The 20,330-nt window shown below is 68.0% G+C and carries 14 protein-coding genes; 5 read left to right on the top strand and 9 right to left on the bottom strand.

The genetic code is table 11. The annotated features are described in order from the left end of the window. Both F2P45_RS05265 and F2P45_RS05260 read right to left on the bottom strand, forming a co-directional pair. The coding region (locus tag F2P45_RS05265) for a GAF domain-containing sensor histidine kinase (RefSeq protein ID WP_166871148.1) at positions 1-1,540 on the bottom strand (1,540 nt) is incomplete at its 3' end. Positions 1,541-1,581: 41 nt separating this feature from the next. Then, entirely contained in the window at positions 1,582-2,082 is a 501-nt protein-coding gene (locus F2P45_RS05260) for a hypothetical protein (RefSeq protein ID WP_166871146.1), read from the bottom strand. Positions 2,083-2,316: 234 nt separating this feature from the next. Between F2P45_RS05260 and F2P45_RS05255 the strand changes: the two genes are divergently transcribed. Next, positions 2,317-3,354 carry a choice-of-anchor A family protein gene (locus F2P45_RS05255; protein ID WP_166871144.1) on the top strand — a complete coding sequence of 346 codons (1,038 nt, stop codon included), beginning with the start codon at positions 2,317-2,319 and terminating at the stop codon, positions 3,352-3,354. A gap of 45 nt (positions 3,355-3,399) precedes the next feature. Here the strand turns inward: F2P45_RS05255 and F2P45_RS05250 are convergent, their stop codons facing one another. Then, a complete protein-coding gene (locus F2P45_RS05250) occupies positions 3,400-3,645 on the bottom strand; it encodes a hypothetical protein (protein WP_166871142.1) in 246 nt (81 codons plus the stop codon). 220 nt (positions 3,646-3,865) lie between these two features. Here F2P45_RS05250 and F2P45_RS05245 point away from each other — a divergent pair, with 220 nt between their 5' ends. Then, entirely contained in the window at positions 3,866-4,267 is a 402-nt protein-coding gene (locus F2P45_RS05245; RefSeq protein WP_187367143.1) for a hypothetical protein, read from the top strand. Here the strand turns inward: F2P45_RS05245 and F2P45_RS05240 are convergent. The 3 genes from F2P45_RS05240 to F2P45_RS05230 all read right to left on the bottom strand — a co-directional run bounded on the left by F2P45_RS05240 (position 4,254) and on the right by F2P45_RS05230 (position 8,689). Continuing rightward, positions 4,254-7,298: a CHASE domain-containing protein gene (locus F2P45_RS05240; RefSeq protein ID WP_166871139.1), complete on the bottom strand. Its 3,045-nt coding sequence runs from the start codon at positions 7,296-7,298 to the stop codon at positions 4,254-4,256. The two genes, F2P45_RS05245 and F2P45_RS05240, sit on opposite strands and share 14 nt — an antisense overlap. An 87-nt stretch (positions 7,299-7,385) precedes the next feature. Continuing rightward, positions 7,386-8,129 carry a metallophosphoesterase family protein gene (locus F2P45_RS05235; RefSeq protein WP_166871137.1) on the bottom strand — a complete coding sequence of 248 codons (744 nt, stop codon included), beginning with the start codon at positions 8,127-8,129 and terminating at the stop codon, positions 7,386-7,388. 131 nt (positions 8,130-8,260) lie between these two features. Next, complete coding sequence (locus F2P45_RS05230) at positions 8,261-8,689, bottom strand: hypothetical protein (RefSeq protein ID WP_166871135.1); 429 nt, start codon at positions 8,687-8,689, stop codon at positions 8,261-8,263. A 426-nt stretch (positions 8,690-9,115) separates the two neighbouring features. On the opposite strand from F2P45_RS05230, the gene F2P45_RS05225 reads away from it, so the two are divergent. Further along, positions 9,116-9,661 carry a hypothetical protein gene (locus F2P45_RS05225; protein ID WP_166871133.1) on the top strand — a complete coding sequence of 182 codons (546 nt, stop codon included), beginning with the start codon at positions 9,116-9,118 and terminating at the stop codon, positions 9,659-9,661. Here the strand turns inward: F2P45_RS05225 and F2P45_RS05220 are convergent. From F2P45_RS05220 to queC, 3 genes are all read right to left on the bottom strand, one after another. Further along, positions 9,559-10,806 (bottom strand): FAD-dependent monooxygenase, encoded by a 1,248-nt coding sequence (locus tag F2P45_RS05220; protein ID WP_166871131.1) that lies wholly within the window; start codon positions 10,804-10,806, stop codon positions 9,559-9,561. The two genes, F2P45_RS05225 and F2P45_RS05220, sit on opposite strands and share 103 nt — an antisense overlap. Continuing rightward, a complete protein-coding gene (lodA, locus tag F2P45_RS05215; protein WP_166871128.1) occupies positions 10,784-12,946 on the bottom strand; it encodes a CTQ-dependent lysine 6-oxidase LodA in 2,163 nt (720 codons plus the stop codon). The genes F2P45_RS05220 and lodA overlap by 23 nt, the downstream gene beginning before the upstream one ends. Before the next feature lie 288 nt (positions 12,947-13,234). Continuing rightward, positions 13,235-13,939, bottom strand: a complete 705-nt coding sequence (queC, locus tag F2P45_RS05210; protein ID WP_166871126.1) for a 7-cyano-7-deazaguanine synthase QueC — start codon at positions 13,937-13,939, stop codon at positions 13,235-13,237. Between the two features lie 142 nt (positions 13,940-14,081). On the opposite strand from queC, the gene F2P45_RS05205 reads away from it, so the two are divergent. Together F2P45_RS05205 and F2P45_RS05200 are read left to right on the top strand one after the other, a co-directional pair. Next, positions 14,082-15,926 (top strand): autotransporter assembly complex protein TamA, encoded by a 1,845-nt coding sequence (locus F2P45_RS05205; protein ID WP_229504921.1) that lies wholly within the window; start codon positions 14,082-14,084, stop codon positions 15,924-15,926. Continuing rightward, positions 15,926-20,326 carry a translocation/assembly module TamB domain-containing protein gene (locus F2P45_RS05200; RefSeq protein WP_166871122.1) on the top strand — a complete coding sequence of 1,467 codons (4,401 nt, stop codon included), beginning with the start codon at positions 15,926-15,928 and terminating at the stop codon, positions 20,324-20,326. Before F2P45_RS05205 ends, F2P45_RS05200 begins: the two co-directional genes overlap by 1 nt. Positions 20,327-20,330 lie beyond the last annotated feature (4 nt).

The following is a 20,330-nucleotide window of genomic DNA, read 5'->3' as shown; positions in this document are numbered from 1 at the left end:
TCAGGCGCGGCTGCAGCGACAGCAGCACTTCGTCCAGGTAGGTCTTCATGTTGAAGCTGCGGATATCGTCCGACGACTGGTCCACCGCCACCTGCTTGAAGCTGCGCACCAGCGCCGCCGCGCGCTGCGTGTTGGTGGTCATGATCTTGAGCGACTGGTCGATGATGTCGAAAAACTGCGCCAGGCTGTCTTCGGTCATCTCGCCGGCCGCCAGTTCCTCGCGCGTGAGCTTCAACTCCTGCACCAGATGGCTGGTGGCGGTCACGCAAATGCCCAGCGGGGTATTGATTTCGTGCGCCACGCCCGCCACCAGCCGTCCCAGCGAAGCCAGCTTCTCCTGGCGCACCAGTTCGGTCTGCGCATCCTGCAAGGCGGTCAGGGCCGCGTTCAAGGCCGAATTCTGCTGCTCCAGGCGCTCCTTGGCCACCCGCACCGCGCGATCGGCCTGCATGCGCGCGATCGCCACCGCCACATGGCTGGCCATGAACGCCAGCAACTCCAGATCGGCCTCGCTGTACACGATGGCCGGATCGTAACTCTGCACGATGATCACGCCGTACGGCTGGTCGTGCACCAGCATCGGCGCGCCCATCCAGCTGGCGATCTCGACACTGCCCAGCGGCTCGCCCATGCTGCGCTCGGCCACCAGCCGCGCATAGCTGTCCGCATCGTGCAGGCAGGCTTGCTTGCTGTCCAAAACATACGAACTCATCCCCACCCCATAGGCAAAGCGCTTGACCGGCGCCTCGGCATGTTTCTGGTCGACAAAATACGGAATGCTGAATTCCTTCGTTTCGGGGTGATACAGGGCGATCAGGAAATTTTCGGCGACGATCAGCTCGCTGATGATGTTGTGCAGATTGCCCGACAACATCTCCGCATCGACCGCGGAGGCCGACAGGTTGGCGATCTCGTACAGCGCATGCTGCACCGCTTCGGCGCGCCGCCGTTCGGCCACCTCGTGCGCCAGCAGGGCGGTGCGTTCCTGCACCGCGCGTTCGAGCCGGTCCATGCTCTGCATGCCTTGCAGCGCATTCGAGACGTGATTGGCGATCAGCGAAAACAGCGCCTGGTCTTCAGCGCTGTAGGTGTGTGCGGGACTGTAGCTTTGCAGCACGATGGCGCCCAGCGCCTGGTGCTGATGGTCGAGCAAGGGACAGCCCATCCACTGCTCGGCGCGCGTGCCGCGTCCCCAGGCATGGCCGTCGACCTGATGCCGGGCGCTCTCATCCTTGGTCATGACCAGGTTGCGGCCGTTCATGATCACCCAGGCGGTCGGCGATTGCTCGGGCGAGGCCAGGCGCAGTTTTTCCCGGGGATCGGGAGCGGCGTCGCGCTCGTCGACGTAGTACACGAAGCGCACCGTGCCCTCGTCGCGGTCGCTCAGCGCCACATAGAAATTGGCCGCATACATGATGCGGCCCAGCGCCCGGTGCACCGCCGCCACGAACTCGGTGATGTCGGTGCACCCCGTCGAAATCTGCCCGATGCCCAGCAACATGGCCTGGACGGCTTCCAGACGGTCAAGACGGCTTTCCATCGCATTTCCCTTTGATAGTGCATCAGGGAAATACTAGCAGGTCAGGCAGGGTTGCGGAAGTCGTTTTCGATCCAGGCTGTGGCGCTGGCCGGGCTTAATTTGAAGCCGGCCGAGGTGCGCACCTGGGCGATCCGTTCGCCATCTTCGTTGAAGGCGGCCAGCAGCGCGTACGGATGCTCGTCGTCCGGCACGATATCGAGCGTGACCTTGATGTCGGCGCCTTCGTGCCACACCACGGTGTTCTTGTGCAGCATGGCGTGCAATTGCTGTTCGTGACGGCGCAGCACTTCGGCGGCGGTCTTGACCAGGGTGTTGAAGGCGTTGGTGTCGAGCGGCTTGGGATTCTTCTTGTCGCGTCCCATGGTCCACGGGCCGACCAGCGCCGGCTCCGGCTCGCCATCCTTGATCATGGCCACCGCCCAGCCCTCGTCATCCTCGTTCTTGATCACGCGCGCGGTCCAGCCATTGCCTTTCCACAGGCGCGGCTCCTGCACGGGCGCGTCGTCGTCCTGGGGGATGTCGTCGGAGAATTCTTCTGTCATGAGATCGCATTCATGGTGCGGGCGTCGCCCGAAAGGAGAATGATAGTCGAATTCCACGCATTCCACAGCGCCGCCCCGCGCCGAAGACATGGCCCGCCGCACCCGCCGCCGCCGCAGCGCCATGCGGGGCGCAGTCGCTCGAATTTCCGGTTGCATTGCCATTGAAATAACGTTACTATCAGCGCGCGCAAATATTGCACCGCAGCATCCTTGTTCGCCGTTCACAGGTATCCCATGATCGCCCGCCACCTCCGCCTCGCCGCCATCGCCATCGCCGCCACCGTGTTCGCCACGCAAGCGGCCGCCACACCGCTCGGCTCCCAGCAAATCTTGCACGAGTTCAACGCCGTGGTCCTGACCGACATGAATTCGCAATCGCACGTCGACGGCCGCACCTGGGTCGGCGGCAAGGCCACCGGCGGCGACTATGCGCAGCACGCCAACGACATGCCGGTCTCGAAGTACGCCGGCCTGACCGTGATGGGCAATGCGCGCGAGGTCAAGGTCAATGCCGGCGGCGCCGTCATCAAGGGCAACCTGAGCGGCGCGGCCATCAACGCCGGCAGCGCTGTGATCTACGGCGACGTCAGCAACAGCAATCTGAACGGCGCGGCCTGGGTCGGCGGCAGCCTCCAGGGCAGCAACACGAATGGCGGACGCGTGCCATCGCTCACCGGCGCCATGCAGGCCAGCGCCGACGCCGCGCACTCGACCGATTTCGCCGCCCAGCTGGGCGCGCTCTCGGCCAGCCTGGCGCAGATGAGCGGCACCGGCAGCAGCGTCACCTTCAACGGCTATGGCAAGGCCACCTTCAAGGCCGTGGCCGACGCCAACGGCGTGGCGGTGTTCAACCTGTTCGACGCCGGCGTGTTCAAGGCCAGCGAATTCGAATTCCACCTGGGCGACGCCAGCACCGTGATCCTCAACGCGAGCGACCTGAACGCGACCATCGGCGCCAATTTCCTGGGCGGCTCGGCACAGACCCTCGGCAGCAAGCTGATCTGGAATTTTCAGCATGCCACCAGCATCACCACCAACGCGCTGTTCGGCGGCACCATCCTGGCGCCGTCGGCCCGCCTGACCAACAACCAGAACATCGAAGGCGGCGTGTTCGTCAAGTCGCTCGAGCAGCACGGCGAACTGCACCTGCAAGCCTTCGACGGCAACGTCAACCCGGGAGGCGGAACCGCACGCGTGCCGGAACCGGGCACCGGGGCCTTGCTGCTGGCGGGCGCGCTGATGCTGGCCTTTACGCGCCGGCGCGGCCGCTGAACGCGCGCCGGATGGACAAAGCCCACCTGTGACGGTGGGCTTTTTTTATGCGAACCGCTGGCGCGGCGGCGCCGGCGGCTGCAGTGGCGGACCGGGCGGCGGGATGCGCGGATCGATCGCCGGCGCCGGCGTGCTGTAGGTGAAAGGATTGATGATAATCGGTGGAATCGCCGGAGGCGCCGACGGCGGCCCCTTGGGACCGCCACCGGCGAGCAGGATGCGCAACTGGCGCGCCACCAGGCCGCCCGCCGCCAGCGCCCACCGGTCCCCTGAATAGTGAACAAATTCCATATGCATCTCCATGCGACAGAGAATTCAGTATAGGCAATAAATTCGAATTTTCAAGGTGAAAAATTGCGTTTTCAGTAAGCCGGCGCCGGCACCGTCCGCCGCGCCGTTCACCCCGTCAAACCTGCAGTCTGTCGCATCCGCATGGCGCCGCGCCGGCCGCCTGGCTACAGTGCAAGCGTACCAAACGCCACTCCACGCCAACCCGACCGAGGCCACCGCCATGAAAAAATTCGCTCCCCTGCTGTTGCTGTTCCTGTTCATCCTGGTCGCCTGGGAAGCCATGGCCGGCCCGTCCGGCATGTCGATCGACATCGACGGCCAACACATCGACGGCCCGCTCGGCACCCTGTTCGGCGTGCTGTTCGCCGGCGGCGGCCTGCTGGTCGGCGCCCTGGTCCTGCTGTGCGTCGGGGTGCTGCTGGCGGTGCTGTTCGCCGGCCTCGGGGTGCTGGCCGTGGGCGCCCTGGCGCTGCTGCTGCTCTTCGTCGGCCTGCTGGCCTCGCCCCTGCTGCTGCCGCTGGCATGCGTGCTGGCCATCGTCTGGTACCTGGCGCGCGGCGAGCGCCGCCAGCGCACGGAGCGCCCGCGGGACGCCGCCTCCGACGCCGTCAAACCCTTGTAAGACTGGACCCGCCGGCGGCCACGCCGGCCGCCTCGGCGTGCTCGCACACGCGGTTGCGCCCTGCCGCCTTGGCCCGGTACAGCGCCTTGTCGGCGCGGATCATGGCCGCATCCGGGCTGGCGTCGCCGGCCTCGATGCTGGCAATGCCGATGCTGACCGTGATCTCGATGCTGCGCCCATCGCCGTCGAGCGGGCTCTCGGCCACGCTCTGGCGCAGGCGCTCCGCATACTGCTGCGCCGCTGGCCCGGTGGTCCCCGGCAGCAGCACCGCGAATTCTTCGCCGCCGACCCGGCCCAGGGTATCGATCTTGCGCTGGCCCGAGCGCATCAGGGCCGCCATGTGGCGCAGCACCGCATCCCCCGCCGCGTGGCCATGCACGTCGTTGACGCTCTTGAAGTGGTCGATGTCGAGCATCAGCACCGAGGCGCATTCGTCCACGCTGCGCTGCAGGCGCGCGAACTGGTCGTCCAGGCGCGCCATGAACACGCGCCGGTTCGGCAGCCCGGTCAGGAAATCGGTGCTGGCCAGCGCATGCAGTTCGTCGTCGATCCGTTTGCGCTCGGTGATGTCGACCGTCGAGGCAATCACGAAGTCGAGCGACTGCGCGTGTCCCGGCATGACCAGCAGGGTCAGTTCGTGCTGGCGCGCCACGCCGTCGACCCGCAGGAAGCTGCTCTCGCACTCGTAGAACAGGGCGCCGCCGGTCAGCGCCACCAGCGCGTCGATGAAGGCGCCCGCGCCCAGGCTGGCGAAGTTCTGCGCCAGGCTCAGGGTGCCCGGCTCCTTGGCGCCGGCGCCCACGTGCACCAGCGCGGCGCCGTTGACGTCGGTGATGCGCACCAGCGCCGCCAGGCGCTGGGCTTCCTCGGGCCGCTCGCGCAGCCACGGTCCCAGCGCCTCCACGCCGCTTTCCTTCAGGCGCGCCACGGCGTCGCGCGCGCCCGACCAGTCCTGTTCCCACAGCGCCACCGGCGCATGGTCGTACAGGCTGCGAAAACGTTCTTCGCCCACCCGCAGCGCCTGCGCGGCCTGGGCCTGTTCGAGGGCGATGCCGGCCAGCTGGGCGGCCTGCTCGATCAGCACCACGTGCGCCGCGCTCGGGTAATGCGGGGTGCGGTGGTAGATCGCAAAGGTGCCCAGCACGCGCCCGGAGGCGCCGCGGATCGGCTCCGACCAGCTCGACGCCAGCCCGGCGCGCGCGGCAATCTCGCGGTAGCCGGCCCAGTCGGGATGGGTCTGGATATCCTCGACGATGACGCGCCGGCCGGTGGCGGCGGCGGTGCCGCACGAACCGCTGCCGGGCCTGGCCGGCAAGCCGTCGACGGCGGCATTGTAGAAACCCGGCAGGCTGGGCGCGGCCCCGGTGCTCAGGAAGCGCCCCTCGGGGTCGAGCAGCAGGATCCCGCACAGCATGCCGGGATTGGTCGACTCCACCCCCAGCACCACCGCGCCCAGCACCGCTTGCAGCGGCGCGCCGTGCGCCAGCAGTTCGAGCACGTGGCGGTGCGCGCGCTCGCGCTGTTCGATCTGCTTGCGTTCGGTGATGTCGCGGAACGACCACAGGCGCGCGCCTTCCTGCCCCAGCCGCACCGGGCGCGTCAGCTGTTCGATGAAGCGCCCGTCTTTCAGGCGCAGCAGCTCGCGGTGCTCTTCGTGGTCGGCCAGTTGCAGGGAACGGCTGTACAGCAGCGGCCCGGCCTGCACCAGCTGGGTCAGCAGGTGCGCCACCACGGCGCCGTCCTCGCCCGCCAGGTCGAGTTCTTCGGGCACGCTCCACAGCGCGCGGAAGCGCTGGTTCGAGGCCAGGATCTGGCGGTCGCCGTTGTCGACCAGGATGGCGTCGAAGGTCGAGTCGAGGATGCTGCGCATCTTGGCGTGGGCCCGCTGCGCCGAGTCGGCCAGCCCCACCAGGCGCCGCTGGCCGGCTTTCAGTTCGCCCGTCAGCGCCAGCGACTGGCGCAAGGCGCTGCCGGCCATCGCGCTGCTGCGCGCCAGCATCCAGGTCAGCATGGTCAGGACCACCGTCACCGCCAGCCCGAGCGTGAGCACCAGCTGCGGCGCCTCGTTGCGCTGGGCGTCGCCGAAGCCGGGAAGCGCTTCGATGACCAGGGTCCAGCGCCGCCCGGCGATGCCGATGCGCTGCTCGGTGCGCAGCGCCGCCACGCCCGGCAGCGCGGACACGGCGCCGGCCGCCATCAGCGCCGCCGCCGTGATCTCGTTGCCGTCGTAGACCGCCACCCGGATGTCGGCGGCGCGCTCGCCGCCCACCTGCGCCATCAGGTCTTCCATGACGAAGGGAGCGTAGATCCAGCCGCGCAGCAGGTCGCGCCGCTGTTCGGCATGGCCCGGCGCCTTGCGTCCGATGTACACCGGCAGGGCGATGAGCACGCCGTCCGAGGCGGCGCGCCCGCGTTCGCGCGCCACCGTCGTCTTGCCCGACATGGTGGGCTGGCCGCTGTCGCGCGCCTGTTCGAGCATCTGGCGCAGCGGCTCCTCGGACAGCATGTCGTGCCCGAGCGCGCGCAGGCGGGCGCCGGTGAACGATTCCAGGTACAGCAGCGGCGCATAGGCCGAGCGCGTGCCGGGCGGCAAGATCGCGTAATCGGGCAAACCATCCGAGCGCACTCGCGCCAGGTGCGCGGCGCGCCCGGCGTCGGTGAGCGCGGCGATGTAGCCGACCGCCTTCAAGCCGGGATAATCGGCGTCGGCATGCTGGGCGCGCACGAAATCGGTGAATTCCTGGCGCGTGACGTCGTCGGAACTGTTGAACAGCCCCTGCACCCCGCGCAGCGACTGGATGTGGGCCGCCATGCGCAGCGCCAGCTGGTTGACCACGTCGCGCGCGGCGAACGCGAAATCGGTGCGCAGGTCGCGCTCGGCGTCGCGCCGCGCCGCTTCCCACAGCTGCCAGGTCAGCACCAGGCCCAGCGCCATCACGAGGGTGGCCAGCGCGGCCGCGCCGAACCACGCGGCTGGGCGCGCACGCGCGGGCGAAGCCGGTACGGCCGGGGTGGGAACGGCATGGTCCATGGAAGCGATCCTGGGTGCGGCCCGCGCGGCGGGCCTCTTGTCAACTGATAGTACGTGAGCAAACCTTGCGTTGCAACACGACTGTTGTCAAATACCCTCGATCAGGCGCATCGCGAACACGATCGGCAGCCCGGCGGCGATCACGCGGCGCGCGGCGGCGCCGTGGTCGTAGGGAATGCGGTAATACACCAGTTCGCGCGCGCTGTCGTCGTACATGGCGTAGCAGGCGGCGCTGTTGCCGTCGCGCGGCTGGCCCACCGCGCCCGGGATCACCAGGTACTGGTGCTGCGGGGCGATGGCGATGCGGGTGCCCGGCACCGGCACGTGCGAACCCATGCGGCCGTCGTCGGCGCGCCGGTACAGGGCCGGCGTGTGCACATGGCCCGAAAACACCATGCGCTTCTTCGCCGCGCGCAGGCTGCGCTCGGCCGGATCGAGCCCGGTCACGTATTCCCACTTGACCGGATCGTGCGCGCTGGCGTGGACGAACAGCATGCGCTCCAGTTCCCGGGTCAGCGGCAGGGCCGACAGGAAGGCCATCTGCTCGGGGTTGAGCTGGCCGCGCGTCCACTCGATCACTTCGCGCGCCTCGAAATGCATTTGCGGACGCGTTTCGTGGGTCACCGAAAAGTCGTGGTTGCCCTGCACCGCCAGCGCCCCGCGCGCCACGTAGTCCATCACGGTCTGCACCACCCAGGCCGGATCGGCGCCGTAGCCCACGAAGTCGCCCGTAAACGCGAACTGGTCGGCTTTGTGGGCGTGCGCATGCGCCAGGCAAGCGGCGAAGGCCTCGCGGTTGGCGTGCAGGTCGGTCAGCAGGGCAAGGCGCATGGTCGGGACGGCGTCGCTTGGCGCGCAGTAAAGAATGCTATTTTGGAATCAATGACTGGTGTTCAACTTGATTATAGCGTGGGAAGTGTTGCCGGGGATGACTGTTCGCGCCGGCGCGCCCGGCGCCGGCATCAGGTTTTGATGGGCATGCTGGCGCTGCCCAGCACATGCCAGAACGCCGCCGGGTAGGCCAGCCACAGGGCGATCGGCACCAGCAACAGCGCATGGCTGGCGCAGGGAGGCGGGCCGTACGCGCTGGCGCGCCGTTGGGCCGGCAGCGACGCCAGCACCACAAAACCCACGGCAAGCAGAAGGAGCGAGCACAGCATCACGGCGAGCGCCATCAGCAGCAGGGCCGTCACGAGCAGCACGGGCAGGCGCAGCCACTGCGGAAATGCGTTGATGATGTCGTACCCCGCGGCAACCGCCGGCAGCCCCCACGGCAGCGACGCCAGCAAGGCATACGCCATGAAGCGCAGGCGCCCGATGCGCCCGCGCAGCTGGAACGGATGCGGAAAATAGTCGGCGCCAGGCTCGGCACTGTCGGCAGCTCGATGCATCGTGGTTGTTCCCGGGTCGATCGTGTTCCGGTTCGCCTGGCGGGCGCCAGCCCGGACGCCTGGGCGGCGGCGCATTCTGGCACAAAAATGTCAGGGCTGTGTTTACGCGCGGTCCCGCCCGCTCACGCCGGCGCGCACGGCCGGGACTGCGCCAGGCGCCGCTGCCGGAACCCCGATTCCGGCCAGCGCGCTTCGTTGGCATACAGGCCGCGCCGGGTCGTCACATACGACTGCAGTTGCCTGAGAGGTCTGTTCGACGGCGCATGGCAGGAAATTGAGGCAGGCCCACGGAACGGCGTGCGGACCCGCCGCTACGGTGAGCGGGCGCAAGGATGCCAGCTGCGCGAGCCGTAGTCTGGAATGGCATCAAGGCGGGCCCGGCTGGCCGGCGCCCGCTTTGCCCTTCACCTTTCGCAAGGAGTCATCATGCCTTCCCATTTCCCCTCACGGCGCATGGCGGCGCTGGCATTGGCGCTGGCGGCCATCCTCGCGCCCGCCGCCGCACTGGCCGACAGCAACTGGTCGAGCGTCGGCAGCACCGGCGCCCTCGATGATAATTGCGCCGGCGCGGCAGTGTCCGACGGCAACGCCGTGCGCCTGGGCGGCGCGGCCGCAGTCACCTGCACGATCCGCTATCAGATCAGCGACACCTGGGGCGGCGCCGGGCTGGCCGAACGGCGCTTCCTCGACACGCTCGTGCTCGACCCGGGCGTGCTGACGCAAGTGCGCGTGCGCCTGATGGCCTTGAACTACAGCACGCGCGCGCTCACGGCCCTGCTGACACTCGACAGCAACAGCTTCCCGCTCGCCGCCGGCTTCCAGAAACGCATCGGCAGCACCTGCGCCGACCTCGACTTCCGCCTCAACAGCTACTTTATCGAGGTCGATCTGGTGCGCACCACCCCTTCGCTGCTGCCGGCCGCCGGGCCCAGTCCGGGGTTCGGCCTGGTACGGCTGCCGTCCTGCCCCTGAGCGCAAACGGCGCCGGTGCCGGCGCGCCTTTGCCAGAACCCCGCTCCCGGCCAGCGCTGCTCGTTGGCGTACAGGCTGCGCCGGGTCGTCACGTACGACTGGAAATGATCGAGCAGCGACTGGCGGTAGCCCTCCCCCAGGCCGCCGCCCTGCTCCAGGTAGGCATGCGCCACCCGGGCCGCGTGGATGCCCGAACTGAGGGCGTGCCCGATGCCCAGCGACGACACCGGATCGAAGCTGGCCGCCGCGTCCCCGGCCGCGGTCCACGCGGCGTTGGCCGGCAGGCGCGCCACCCGGCTGTGCACCGGATACTGGCGGAACGCTTGCGGCGCCGCCAGCTCGCGCACCAGCGCGCCGATGTGCGTGCTCGCCAGCGCATGGCGCCGCCATGCCTCGGGATCGAGCAGGTCGAGCGTGCGCAAGGTCTCGGCATCGGTCATGAAGGCCACCGCCGTGCGCCCGCCCGGCAGCGGCGCCAGGTAGAACCAGCCGTGTTCGGTGGTCTCGACCAGGGTGCGCTGCAGCCGCGCGCGCCCGTCCACCGCGTCGTAGTAGGCATACACCCCCACCATGCGGTCGGTCTGCAGCACCGCGCACTGCTGCTGGCGCACCATCACGCTGCTGCGCCCGCTGCAATCGATGACGTAGGCGGCGCTCAGCGTGCGCTTGCGCTCGCCCTGGCGCAGCGCGACGCTCCAGCGCTCGCCCGCAGTGATGGCCAGCAGTTCGGCCGGCTGCACGATGCGCGCGCCGAGCTGGCCGGCTTCGTCGAGCAGCATGCTGTCGAAGGCCAGCCGGTCCAGGTGCAGGCCGCTGCCCTGGCCGTTGAACAGGAAGTCGCGCACCACCAGCGCGTCGCCGCCCCAGGCGGCGGCGTGCGCGTACGATTGCAGATGGCGTTCTTCGAAGCGCGCGCGCGCGATGCCCAGGTAGTCCACCAGGGGAAACAGGGCCGCCGAGACGGTCTCGCCGGGACGAAAAGGATCGAACAGGCGCCGCTCGACCAGCGCCACGCGCAGCCGCGTATGGCGGCGCAGGGTGATCGCAGCGGCGGCGCCCGCCGGCCCGGCGCCGAGGATGACGACGTCATAGTCGTCCTCCCCGGCGTGCGGGCCGCCCGTGTCAGCGGCGGCTGGTGCGGCCATGCGACAGGGTCAATATCTTGCGCGGCTTGTCGCCCTGGCGCGTCTGCGGTGCGGGGTCTTCATCCTTGAGGAACCAGGCCGGATAGAAGGTCGAATCGTCGCTGGTGACGAAGCTGCTCACATTGCCGACCGCCACGCTGGCCATATGGAACTGGCGGTGGTTGCGCTCCTGCTCCGCAAAATACGGATACTGGCGCCCGGAGGCCGGATCGTGATTCTGGTTGGCCACGAAGCCCAGGTACTTCCACGCGGTGATCATCTGGGTGAAGCTGTTCACGCCGCGGCTGTACATCACCTGCATCCCGGCCGGCACGCCGGTCAGCCTCTGCTCCTCGGCGGTGTAGCCGCCGGCGATCACGTTCCACGGGCTTTGCGGCGGCCACCAGTAGGAATAATAGGTGGGCGGCGTCGGAATCATCGTGGCCGGATCCTTGACCTGCGCCGGATTGTCGAAATTGATGAACTGGACCGAGCAATCGAAGAAGTCGGCCTGCCATGGAATGGCCATGCGCTTGGTCAGGTCGCCCGGTTCGCAACCGGCGCCCACGGTTGGCGCGCTCCAGTCGACGGGCGCGGTTTCGTCGGCCGACCACGACAGGCCGTGCTGGTTGTAATACGCTTCGTCATGGCGGTGCCGGATCTGGTACGGCGCCGCGTACACGGTCGGGTTGCGCACCGACCAGGTCACTTCGATGCCCGGGCACATCGGCTCGCCCACGCAATTGCCGATCCCGGCCTGGTCGAGCGGATGCACATTCGGGATGCGCAAGGCCGGCGCGGTCGCTGAGAACTTGCCATCCGCCCATTGCTTGAGCAGAAAATACTGGGTATCGGTCAGCACCGAAAACTTGTCGATCACATTGTTGCGCACCGAATTCGAGCCCGAATTCATCGGCACCAGGGGAATGCCGGTCGTTTCCTGCAAGCCGCCGCTGAACAATTGCTGGTTCTGGGTGTCGGCAAAGCCGGCCGGCTGCTCCAGCGTGGCGTCGCGGCGCGCCGGCGGGTTGCGGAAGTAACTCAAGAACTGCGCGCGCAGCTCCCCCGCCTTCTGGCTGGTATCGTTCGGATCGAAGGGCGGGTTGATGAAGGCCGTCATCGACGGCACCGTCGCCACCCACTGGTAGTCGGCCATCCGGTTGAGGAAGGGCTTGATGTCTTCCCAGTAGTTGACCTGGTAATCCGGATTCCAGCCGGCGTTATCGGGCCACCGGGCCAGGTCGTAGACGTCGGGCCGCGCGCCCTGGTACTTGAGCGCGCAATCGATCGCCACGTCGTCCCAGGTCGACACATTGACCAGCTGCGGCGCGAACTTGGGCGAGCCGATCACCACCCAGGCCGACAGTGTGACCACGCTCTGGTCCTTGAAGGTGACGGTGGCCGTCACCGGGCCGTCGGCGATATCGTCGTGCCAGGTATTGCCGCCGCCGAAACCGGTGATGCTCTCGTCGCCGCCGGCATGGCCGAAGCCGCCCAGCACCAGCAGCTTGGCGCGCGAGTCGGTGCGGATTTCGCCGAGCGACTTGACCGGCAAGCCCTGGCTCGGCTCAGACGGGGGGAAGCTGGCGAACGGGTAGGTCGGCGGCACGCTATCGGCCGTGAATTCCACCGGCGCCGCCTGCGGCCCGCGCACGCTGCGCGGCCCCGGATCGATGATCAGGCCCTTGCGCGCGTCGTCGCCGATGACGTCGGGATTGCGATAGCTGGTCACCGGGCCGTCCACGCCCCACGCTTCGGGCGGCTCCTGCCAGGTCTCGTAGCTGTTGTACTGGCCGAACATCAGGTCGCCCAGGAGGGGCGTGAAATCCCACCATGCCGCCTTTTTGTTCGCCACGTGCACCGACCAGACCACCGATTCGACCAGGTCGCCGGTCAGGTCCAGTTCGACCTCGCCCAGGCCGTCCGGGGTCGACTGGTAGATGGCGAAGGTGGCCGCCTGGCGCTTGATCAAGCCCTTGGCGTCCTTGAACTGGGTGACCCGCTTGGGCACGCCATTCTCGAGCACCGGATCGCCGCTGGCGCTCGCTTCGATCGGCAGGCCGCCGATGCTGTCCGGTGCAAGGTAATACGCATCGAGGCTGTTGCCGACGCGGCCGACGCCGATCGACGGGTGAATGCGGTAACTGACGGGGGATGGCATGTATACAGTCTCCTGATTGAGTGATGGACGAACCATGTGAGTCAACAGCGGAAAGACCAGATCTGCATTGCAGGCGCGAAGAAATCCGGGATGCGGCGAGCCACCGGGTCCGCTCGCTGCGGACCCGTCGCCTGGGCGCTAGCGGGGATGTGTGCCTGGCTTGAATGTACTACGCAGGCATCTTTTGGACAACAAAAATGTTAACAAATAATCATGCAAATTGAATAAGTCGCCTTGCATGGCCGGCAGGCCGTGCGGGCGCTGGCCGGCACGGCCTGCCGGCGGCGCTCAAACGGCGCCGATGTATTGCAGGTAGCCGCGCGCGCGCAAGGCGCAGGCCGGGCAGGTGCCGCAGCCGTAGCCCCAGGCATGCAGCGCGCCGCGCTCGCCCAGGTAGCAGGTATGGGTGTCTTCGCGGATCAGGTCGACCAGCGCCGCGCCACCGGCCTCGTGCGCCAGTTGCCAGGTCTGCTTCTTGTCGATCCACATCAGCGGGGTTTCGAGCTTCAGGCGCGTGGCCATGCCCAGGTTGAGCGCCACCTGGAGCGCCTTCATGGTGTCGTCGCGGCAGTCCGGATAGCCCGAAAAATCGGTCTCGCACATGCCGCCGACCAGCACATTCAAGCCGCGCCGGTAGGCCACGGTGGCCGCCACGGTCATGAACAGCAGGTTACGCCCCGGTACAAAGGTGTTCGGCAGCCCGTTGGCCTGCATTTCGATGGCCACGTTGCTGGTCATGGCGGTATCCGAGATCTTGCCGATCAGCGACAGGTCGACCATGTGATCCTCGCCCAGGCGCGCATCCCAGTCGGGCTTCAAGGCGCGCATTTTCCCCAGCACCGTGGGGCGCACGGTCAGCTCGATGGCGTGGCGCTGGCCGTAGTCGAAACCGATGGTTTCCACGCGCGCATAACGCTCCAGCGCCCAGGCCAGGCAGGTGGCGGAGTCTTGTCCGCCGCTAAACAACACCAGTGCGCCGTCAGTTTCTTGCATATTGTATTTTCCAGATGATTAGACGTTCGCCATCATTGCAGCCGATCCGGTAAGATGCCCGGAGCATTTTTCCGAATGGAGCAACATGTTTCCCGCAACACCAGACAAAATAACAGCCCGGACGCCGCGTCAGCGACGAATTTTGGCACAAATCGCCGTGACCGTGTGCCTTGCGGCGCCGCCGGCATTGGCACTGGCGCAGGAGAGCGAAGCGGGAGCGGCGCAAGCGGCACAGCAAGCCCCGGCGCGCGGCATCGACTACTCGGTGCGGGTGGACGCCCCCGGCCCGCTCGACGACCTGCTCGAAGAAAACCTGGACCTGGTGCGCTGGCAGGGCAATCCGCGCCTCGACCTCGACCAGCTGCAACGCCTGGTCAAGGCCGCGCCCGAGCAGGCCAAAACCCTGATCGCCACCGAAGGCTACTACTCGCCCAAGGTCAGCGCGGGGCTCGACACCAGCGGCGCCAAACCGGTCGCGCGCATCACGGTCGATCCGGGCGAGCCGGTGGTCGTCGGCGATGTCGAACTGGTGCTCAAGGGTTTTGAGCCGGTCGGCGCCGACGCCAAAGCGTACGACGCAAACGACCTGCGCCAGCGCTGGGGCCTGCCGGTCGGCCAGCGCTTCCGCCAGGCCGACTGGGAAGGCGCCAAGCGCAACCTGCTGCGCCAGGTGATGATGGCGCGCTATCCGCGCGCCCAGCTGGTCGAATCGAGCGCCATCGTCGACCCCGACGTGCGCCGCGCCCTGCTCAAGGTGGTCCTCGACAGCGGCCCCGAAGCGCGCTTCGGCGAACTGCGGGTCGAAGGCCTGAAGCGCTATTCGCGCACCATCGTCAGCAACCTCAATCGGATCCGCCCCGGCCAGGAATACAGCGAAGCGGCCCTGCAAGCCTACCAGGCGCGCCTGCAGGACACCGGCTACTTCAGCACCGTGGAAGTGAGCGCCGACATGGCGGCCGCGCTGTCGGAAGACATCGACGCCATGACCGACGACCAGAAGAACATCCCGCGCCCGCCGGTGGCCAACCCGGCGATCCTGCCGGTGCTGGTGCGCGTGACCGAAAACAAGCAAAAGAACGTCGACGTCGGCCTTGGTTATTCGACCAACACCGGCGCCCGCGCCCAGCTCAATTACGACGACCTGGACGTGTTCGGCCTGCGCATGAAAAGTAATCTGATCATGGAACAGAAGCGCCAGACCGCGCGCGCCGACTTCTACTTTCCGACCACCATAAAAGGCTACAACGACAGCTTTGGCGCCGGTTTCGAGCGCAACGACCTGCGCGGCGAAGTGACCAACGTGGCCACCGTGGCCGGCCGCCGCGCCTGGGGCACGCCGCTGCTCGAACGCAGCCTGACGCTCGAATACCTGAGCGAGCGGCGCCTGGTCGAAGGCGTGGAAACGCGCCGCAGCAACAGCGTTCCGCTCACCTTCAGCTGGACCAAGCGCGCGCTCGACAACCTGGTGCTGCCGACGCGCGGCTATGTGCTCAACGCGCAGTTCGGCGGCGCCGTGCTGCCGCTGCTGACCGACGAACGCTTTCTGCGCGCCAGCACCCGCTTCGTCAATTACCGTCCGCTCGGGCCGTCGAGCAACCTGATCGTGCGCGCCGAAGCGGGCGTGCTGGCCTCGCGCGACAAGGCCGGGGTGCCGTCGACCTTCCTGTTCCGCGCCGGCGGCGACCAGTCGGTGCGCGGCTACGGCTACCAGGAACTGGGCGTGCGCGAAGGCGACGCCATTGTCGGCGGGCGCTACCTGCTCACCGGCAGCGTCGAATACCAATACTGGTTCAAGCCGCCCTGGGGCGTGGCCTTCTTCTACGACGCCGGCAACGCCGCCGACAAATTCAAGGACCTGAAACCGGAATCGGGCTACGGCCTCGGCGCGCGCTGGCGCAGCCCGGTCGGCCCGATCAACGTCGATCTCGCATACGGACAAGCGCTCAAAAAAGCGCGCCTGCACTTCTCACTGGGCTTTACATTCTGATGACTACCGCCGACACCCCTACTACCCCGCCGGTCCGCCAGCGCCGCTGGCCGCGCCGCGTCGCCGTCGGCGTGGTCGTCACCGGCGCCCTGCTGGGCGGCGCCTACTGGTACCTGGGACGCGAAACAACCTTGCAAATGCTGGTCCAGCGCGTGGCCAACGCCAGCGGCGGCAGCATTGTCGTCACCGGCGTGAACGGCTCGCTGTACGGCGCCATGCACGTGGGTAAAATCGTCTACCGCACGCCCGAGCAAGTCATCACCGCCGAAAACATCGACATCGACTGGTCGCCCTTCCAGTACCTCAGTCGCGGCGTGGCGATCAACAAGCTGCACGTGGCCACCTTGCGCATGGATACCCTGCGCGAAGGCGAACCGGCCAAGATGCCGACCAAGCTGGCGCCCCCGTTCAAGCTGGAAGTGGACGACGCGCGCCTGGCCAAAGTCATCATGACCAACGCCGCCGCGCCGGGCGCCGAAACGGTCATCACCGACGTGCGCTTCGACCTCCTGGGCGACCCGACACAATGGGCCTTGCGCAAAGCCAGCGCCATCACCCCGTGGGGCAAGGCCATGGCCGACGCGAGCATCGGCGCCAACCATCCGTTCAAGCTGGCCGGCACCGCCAGCCTGACCCAGCTCGTGGTCCCCGCCGGCCAGCAGCCGGCCCAGATCAAGCTCGGTGTCGGCGGCGACCTGGTGACGACGCAACTCGACGCCACGGCGGTATCGGGCAAGGCCAGCGGCGACGCCAAATTCACGCTGGCGCCGTTCGATGCGATTGCGCTGCGGGCCCTGACCATCCATGGCAAGAATATCGACCCGGGCTTTTTCAATCCCGAACTGCCGAAGGCCGACCTGTCGCTGGCGATCACGGCGCGCATCGAAGCGAACCGCAACATCGCCGGCAGCGTGGCGATCGACAACGCCGGCGCGACCGGCCCGATCGACCTGCAACGGCTGCCGCTGCGCGCCATGCGCGGTGAACTCAAAGGCAATCTGTCGGCGCTGGAGATCGGCGCGGTATTGATCGACCTGGGCGAGGCCGGCAAATTCACCGGCAGCGGTACGGTGGCGCGCACCGCGGCCGACAAGGGAATCGGCACGGCCGGCTTTGCGCTGCACACCGACGGCATCGACTTGAAGCGCCTGCACAGCCGCATGAAGTCGACCAGGATCGCCGGCGACATCACCGTCGCCAACGAGGGCAGCACCCAGACCTTCACCACCAAGCTGGTGGAAGCGGGCATGCGCCTGGAAGCGAAAGCCACCCTGGCCGACAACGTGCTGAGGGTGGAGCAGGCGCGCCTGGCCGCCGGCGGCAGCAGCGTGAATGTGAACGGCAGCGCCAACCTCGGTGGCAAGCGCGAATTCAAGCTCGCCGCCAGCGCCGTCAAGTTCGATCCGTCCGCCTTCGGCGACTTGCCGAAAGCGGACATCAACGCCGACATCAACGCCGCCGGTGCTTTGTCGCCGGCGTGGAAAGTGGCGGCCGATTTTGCGCTGCGGCCAAGCCGCCTGTTCGACCAGCCGCTGTCGGGCAAAGGCAAGCTCAATGCCGACGCCACCCACATCAGCGGCGTGGCCGCCACGCTCGCACTGGGCAAGAACACGGCGGAACTGGCCGGCTCGTTCGGCGCAGCGGGCGAAAAACTCACCTGGAAGGTCAACGCCACCGACCTGGCGGCCGCGCGCAGCGATTTGTACGGTGCGCTGGCGGCCAACGGCGTCGTCACCGGCACCATGGCCGCGCCGCGCACCACTTTTGAAGTCGACGCGACCGGCCTTGGCTGGGTGGCGGCGGCGCGCAAGGCCAATAACAGCCTGCTGCACGCGACCGGCGAAGCATGGCTAGACAAAGGCGCGGTCGACCTCAAGGCGGCCGGCACGGCGCAGCGCTTCAATCCGGCCGCTTTCGGTTCGCCCCTGGCGGGCAGCATCAACGGCAGTTTTGATGTCACCGGCCGCTCCGGCCCCGACTGGCGCGGCAACCTGGATCTGGCCTTGCAGCCATCGACCCTGGCCAACTCGCCGTTCTGGGGCCACGCCAAGGTGGCGGCCGACGCAAAACACGTCTCGAACGCCGACGTCGACCTGCACGTGGGTCCGAACATCGTGGCCGCCAAGGGCAGCTTCGGCGCCGCGTCCGACAAGCTTGACTGGCGCATCGACGCGCCGCAACTGGCCGCGCTCGGCCCCGACTACGGCGGCGTGCTCAAAGGTTCCGGCACCGTCTCGGGCACGATGGCCGCGCCGGCCGTCAGCGCCGCGCTGGAAGGCCAGAACCTCAAGGTACTCGGCAAGCACCAGGTCAAGACCCTGCGCGCCAGCGCCACGCTTGGCAGCGGGCGCGGGCAGGACGATCCGCTGGTGAGCGACATTGCGATTACCGAGTACGTCAGCGGCGACACCCGCATCGACAGCGCGCACCTGCAAACGAGCGGCACGCGCGGCGCCCACGTGCTGCGCCTGGGCGCGCGCAGCGACGCGTTCGACGCCAACGGCGAGATCCGCGGCGGCTGGGCCAACAGCGCCTGGACCGGCACCGTGGCGGCGCTGCAAAACAAGGGCCGCTACGCATTCGCGCTGCAGGCGCCGGTCCCGCTGCGCATCGCGGTCGCTCCGGGCGACGGCGTGGCCGGCCTGGCCAGGCCGCAGCAGATCGGCATGAGCAACGCGGTGATCAAGCTTCCCAACGGCAGCGTGAGCGTCCAGTCGCTCGACAAGAACGGCCCGCACTGGACCAGCAAGGGCGTGGCCGCCGGCGTGCCGCTCACCTACCTGGCGCAATTCTCGCCCGGCATGCGCGACGCCATCAGCGGCAACCTGCTGCTTGGGGCCGACTGGTCGCTCGACATGCAGGCGCCGAATGGCGCCACGCCGGCCCTGAACGGCATGCTGCACGTGTTCCGCGAAAGCGGCGACGTGATCGCCGGCGCCGAAGTGCCGGTGGTGCTCGGACTGCGCACGCTCGACCTGCGCGCCGACGTCGCGAAAGGCGCGCTGCGCATGCAGGCCAGGGTCGACGGCACCCGCATCGGCCAGGCCAGCGTCGACGCCACCGCGCAAATGCTCGAAGGCCGGCTGGGTAACGCCAGCCCCCTGAAAATGACGGCCAACGCCGACATGGTCTCGATCGCGTGGCTGGCGCCGTTCACCGGGCAACCGGGGCTGGAACTGGACGGCGCGCTCAAACTCGCGCTGACCGGCGGCGGCACGGTCGGCACGCCGACCCTGAACGGCAGCGTCGATGGCGACAAGCTGGCGCTGCGCTGGGCCGAACAGGGCGTCAAGCTCAGTAACGGCCAGTTGCGCGCCAAGCTCACCGGCGACCAGCTGCTGCTGCAACGCCTCAGTTTCGACGGCGTGCAAGGCACGGCGCTGGCCGACGGCGCGGTGCGCTTTGCCGGCGGCGAAGCGACCATGCAGTTGAAACTGGTGGCCGACAAGCTCGAAATCCTGTCGCGTCCCGACCGCACCGTGGTCGTCAGCGGCCAGAGCACCCTGATCCGCGACGCCAAGCGCTTCTCGCTGGAAGGCAAATTCAAAGCCGACCGCGCGCTGATCGAACTGGCGCCGCAGGGCCGCCCCACCCTCTCGGACGACGTAATCGTGCTGGGACGGGCCGGGGTGGGCACGCCGGCGGTCAAGACCGAACCGAGCATGCCGCTGACGATGGACCTCGAAGCGGACCTGGGCAACGCCTTCCGCCTGCGCGGCATGGGCATCGACGCCGAACTGGCCGGATCGCTGCGCGTGCGCACCACCGGCGGGCGTCCGCCGCGCGCCAACGGATCGATCCGCGTGGCCAGCGGCACCTACAAGGCGTATGGGCAGAACCTGGACATCGAACGCGGCGTGCTGACCTTCAGCGGCCCGGCCGACAATCCGGCCCTGAACATCCGCGCGGTGCGGCGCCGCCCCGAGGGCGAGCAGCTCTCCGAGACCAACGTCGAAGCGGGCGTCGAAGTGCGCGGCTCGGCGCTGTCGCCGGTGGCCAAGCTGGTATCGACGCCGTCGGTGCCGGACAGCGAAAAACTGTCATGGCTGGTGCTGGGGCATGGGATGGAAGCGACGTCGGGCAACGAGGCGGGCCTGCTCAGCGCCGCCGCCGGCGCCCTGCTGGGCGGCTCGGGCAGCGGCGGCGGGTTCCAGTCGCGCCTGGCCAATTCGCTGGGCGTCGATGAACTGGGACTGTCGCAGGCCAAGGGGCTCGAAAGCACCGTGGTCACGGTCGGCAAGCGCATTTCGTCGCGCGCCTACCTCAGTTTCGAGCAGGGAGCGACGACCGCATCGAGCCTGGTCAAGATTCGCTACAAGCTCAATCCGCGCATCACCCTGCAGTTCCAGACCGGGACCAACACCGCGCTCGACGTGCTCTATTCGTGGGCCTTCGATTAAGGAG

The organism is Massilia mucilaginosa (assembly GCF_011682145.1).
In the GTDB taxonomy this organism is placed as follows: domain Bacteria; phylum Pseudomonadota; class Gammaproteobacteria; order Burkholderiales; family Burkholderiaceae_D; genus Telluria_A; species Telluria_A mucilaginosa.
This window is presented reverse-complemented; position numbering and strand designations above follow the sequence as displayed.

Excerpts from the sequence above, each read along its gene's own strand:
- F2P45_RS05200 (WP_166871122.1), top strand. The coding sequence starts at position 15,926 with ATGACTACCGCCGACACCCCTACTACCCCGCCGGTCCGCCAGCGCCGC.
- F2P45_RS05220 (WP_166871131.1), bottom strand. The coding sequence starts at position 10,806 with ATGGCCGCACCAGCCGCCGCTGACACGGGCGGCCCGCACGCCGGGGAG.
- F2P45_RS05225 (WP_166871133.1), top strand. The coding sequence starts at position 9,116 with ATGCCTTCCCATTTCCCCTCACGGCGCATGGCGGCGCTGGCATTGGCG.
- F2P45_RS05250 (WP_166871142.1), bottom strand. The coding sequence starts at position 3,645 with ATGGAATTTGTTCACTATTCAGGGGACCGGTGGGCGCTGGCGGCGGGC.
- F2P45_RS05230 (WP_166871135.1), bottom strand. The coding sequence starts at position 8,689 with ATGCATCGAGCTGCCGACAGTGCCGAGCCTGGCGCCGACTATTTTCCG.
- F2P45_RS05260 (WP_166871146.1), bottom strand. The coding sequence starts at position 2,082 with ATGACAGAAGAATTCTCCGACGACATCCCCCAGGACGACGACGCGCCC.
- queC (WP_166871126.1), bottom strand. The coding sequence starts at position 13,939 with ATGCAAGAAACTGACGGCGCACTGGTGTTGTTTAGCGGCGGACAAGAC.
- F2P45_RS05235 (WP_166871137.1), bottom strand. The coding sequence starts at position 8,129 with ATGCGCCTTGCCCTGCTGACCGACCTGCACGCCAACCGCGAGGCCTTC.
- F2P45_RS05255 (WP_166871144.1), top strand. The coding sequence starts at position 2,317 with ATGATCGCCCGCCACCTCCGCCTCGCCGCCATCGCCATCGCCGCCACC.
- F2P45_RS05240 (WP_166871139.1), bottom strand. The coding sequence starts at position 7,298 with ATGGACCATGCCGTTCCCACCCCGGCCGTACCGGCTTCGCCCGCGCGT.
- lodA (WP_166871128.1), bottom strand. The coding sequence starts at position 12,946 with ATGCCATCCCCCGTCAGTTACCGCATTCACCCGTCGATCGGCGTCGGC.
- F2P45_RS05245 (WP_187367143.1), top strand. The coding sequence starts at position 3,866 with ATGAAAAAATTCGCTCCCCTGCTGTTGCTGTTCCTGTTCATCCTGGTC.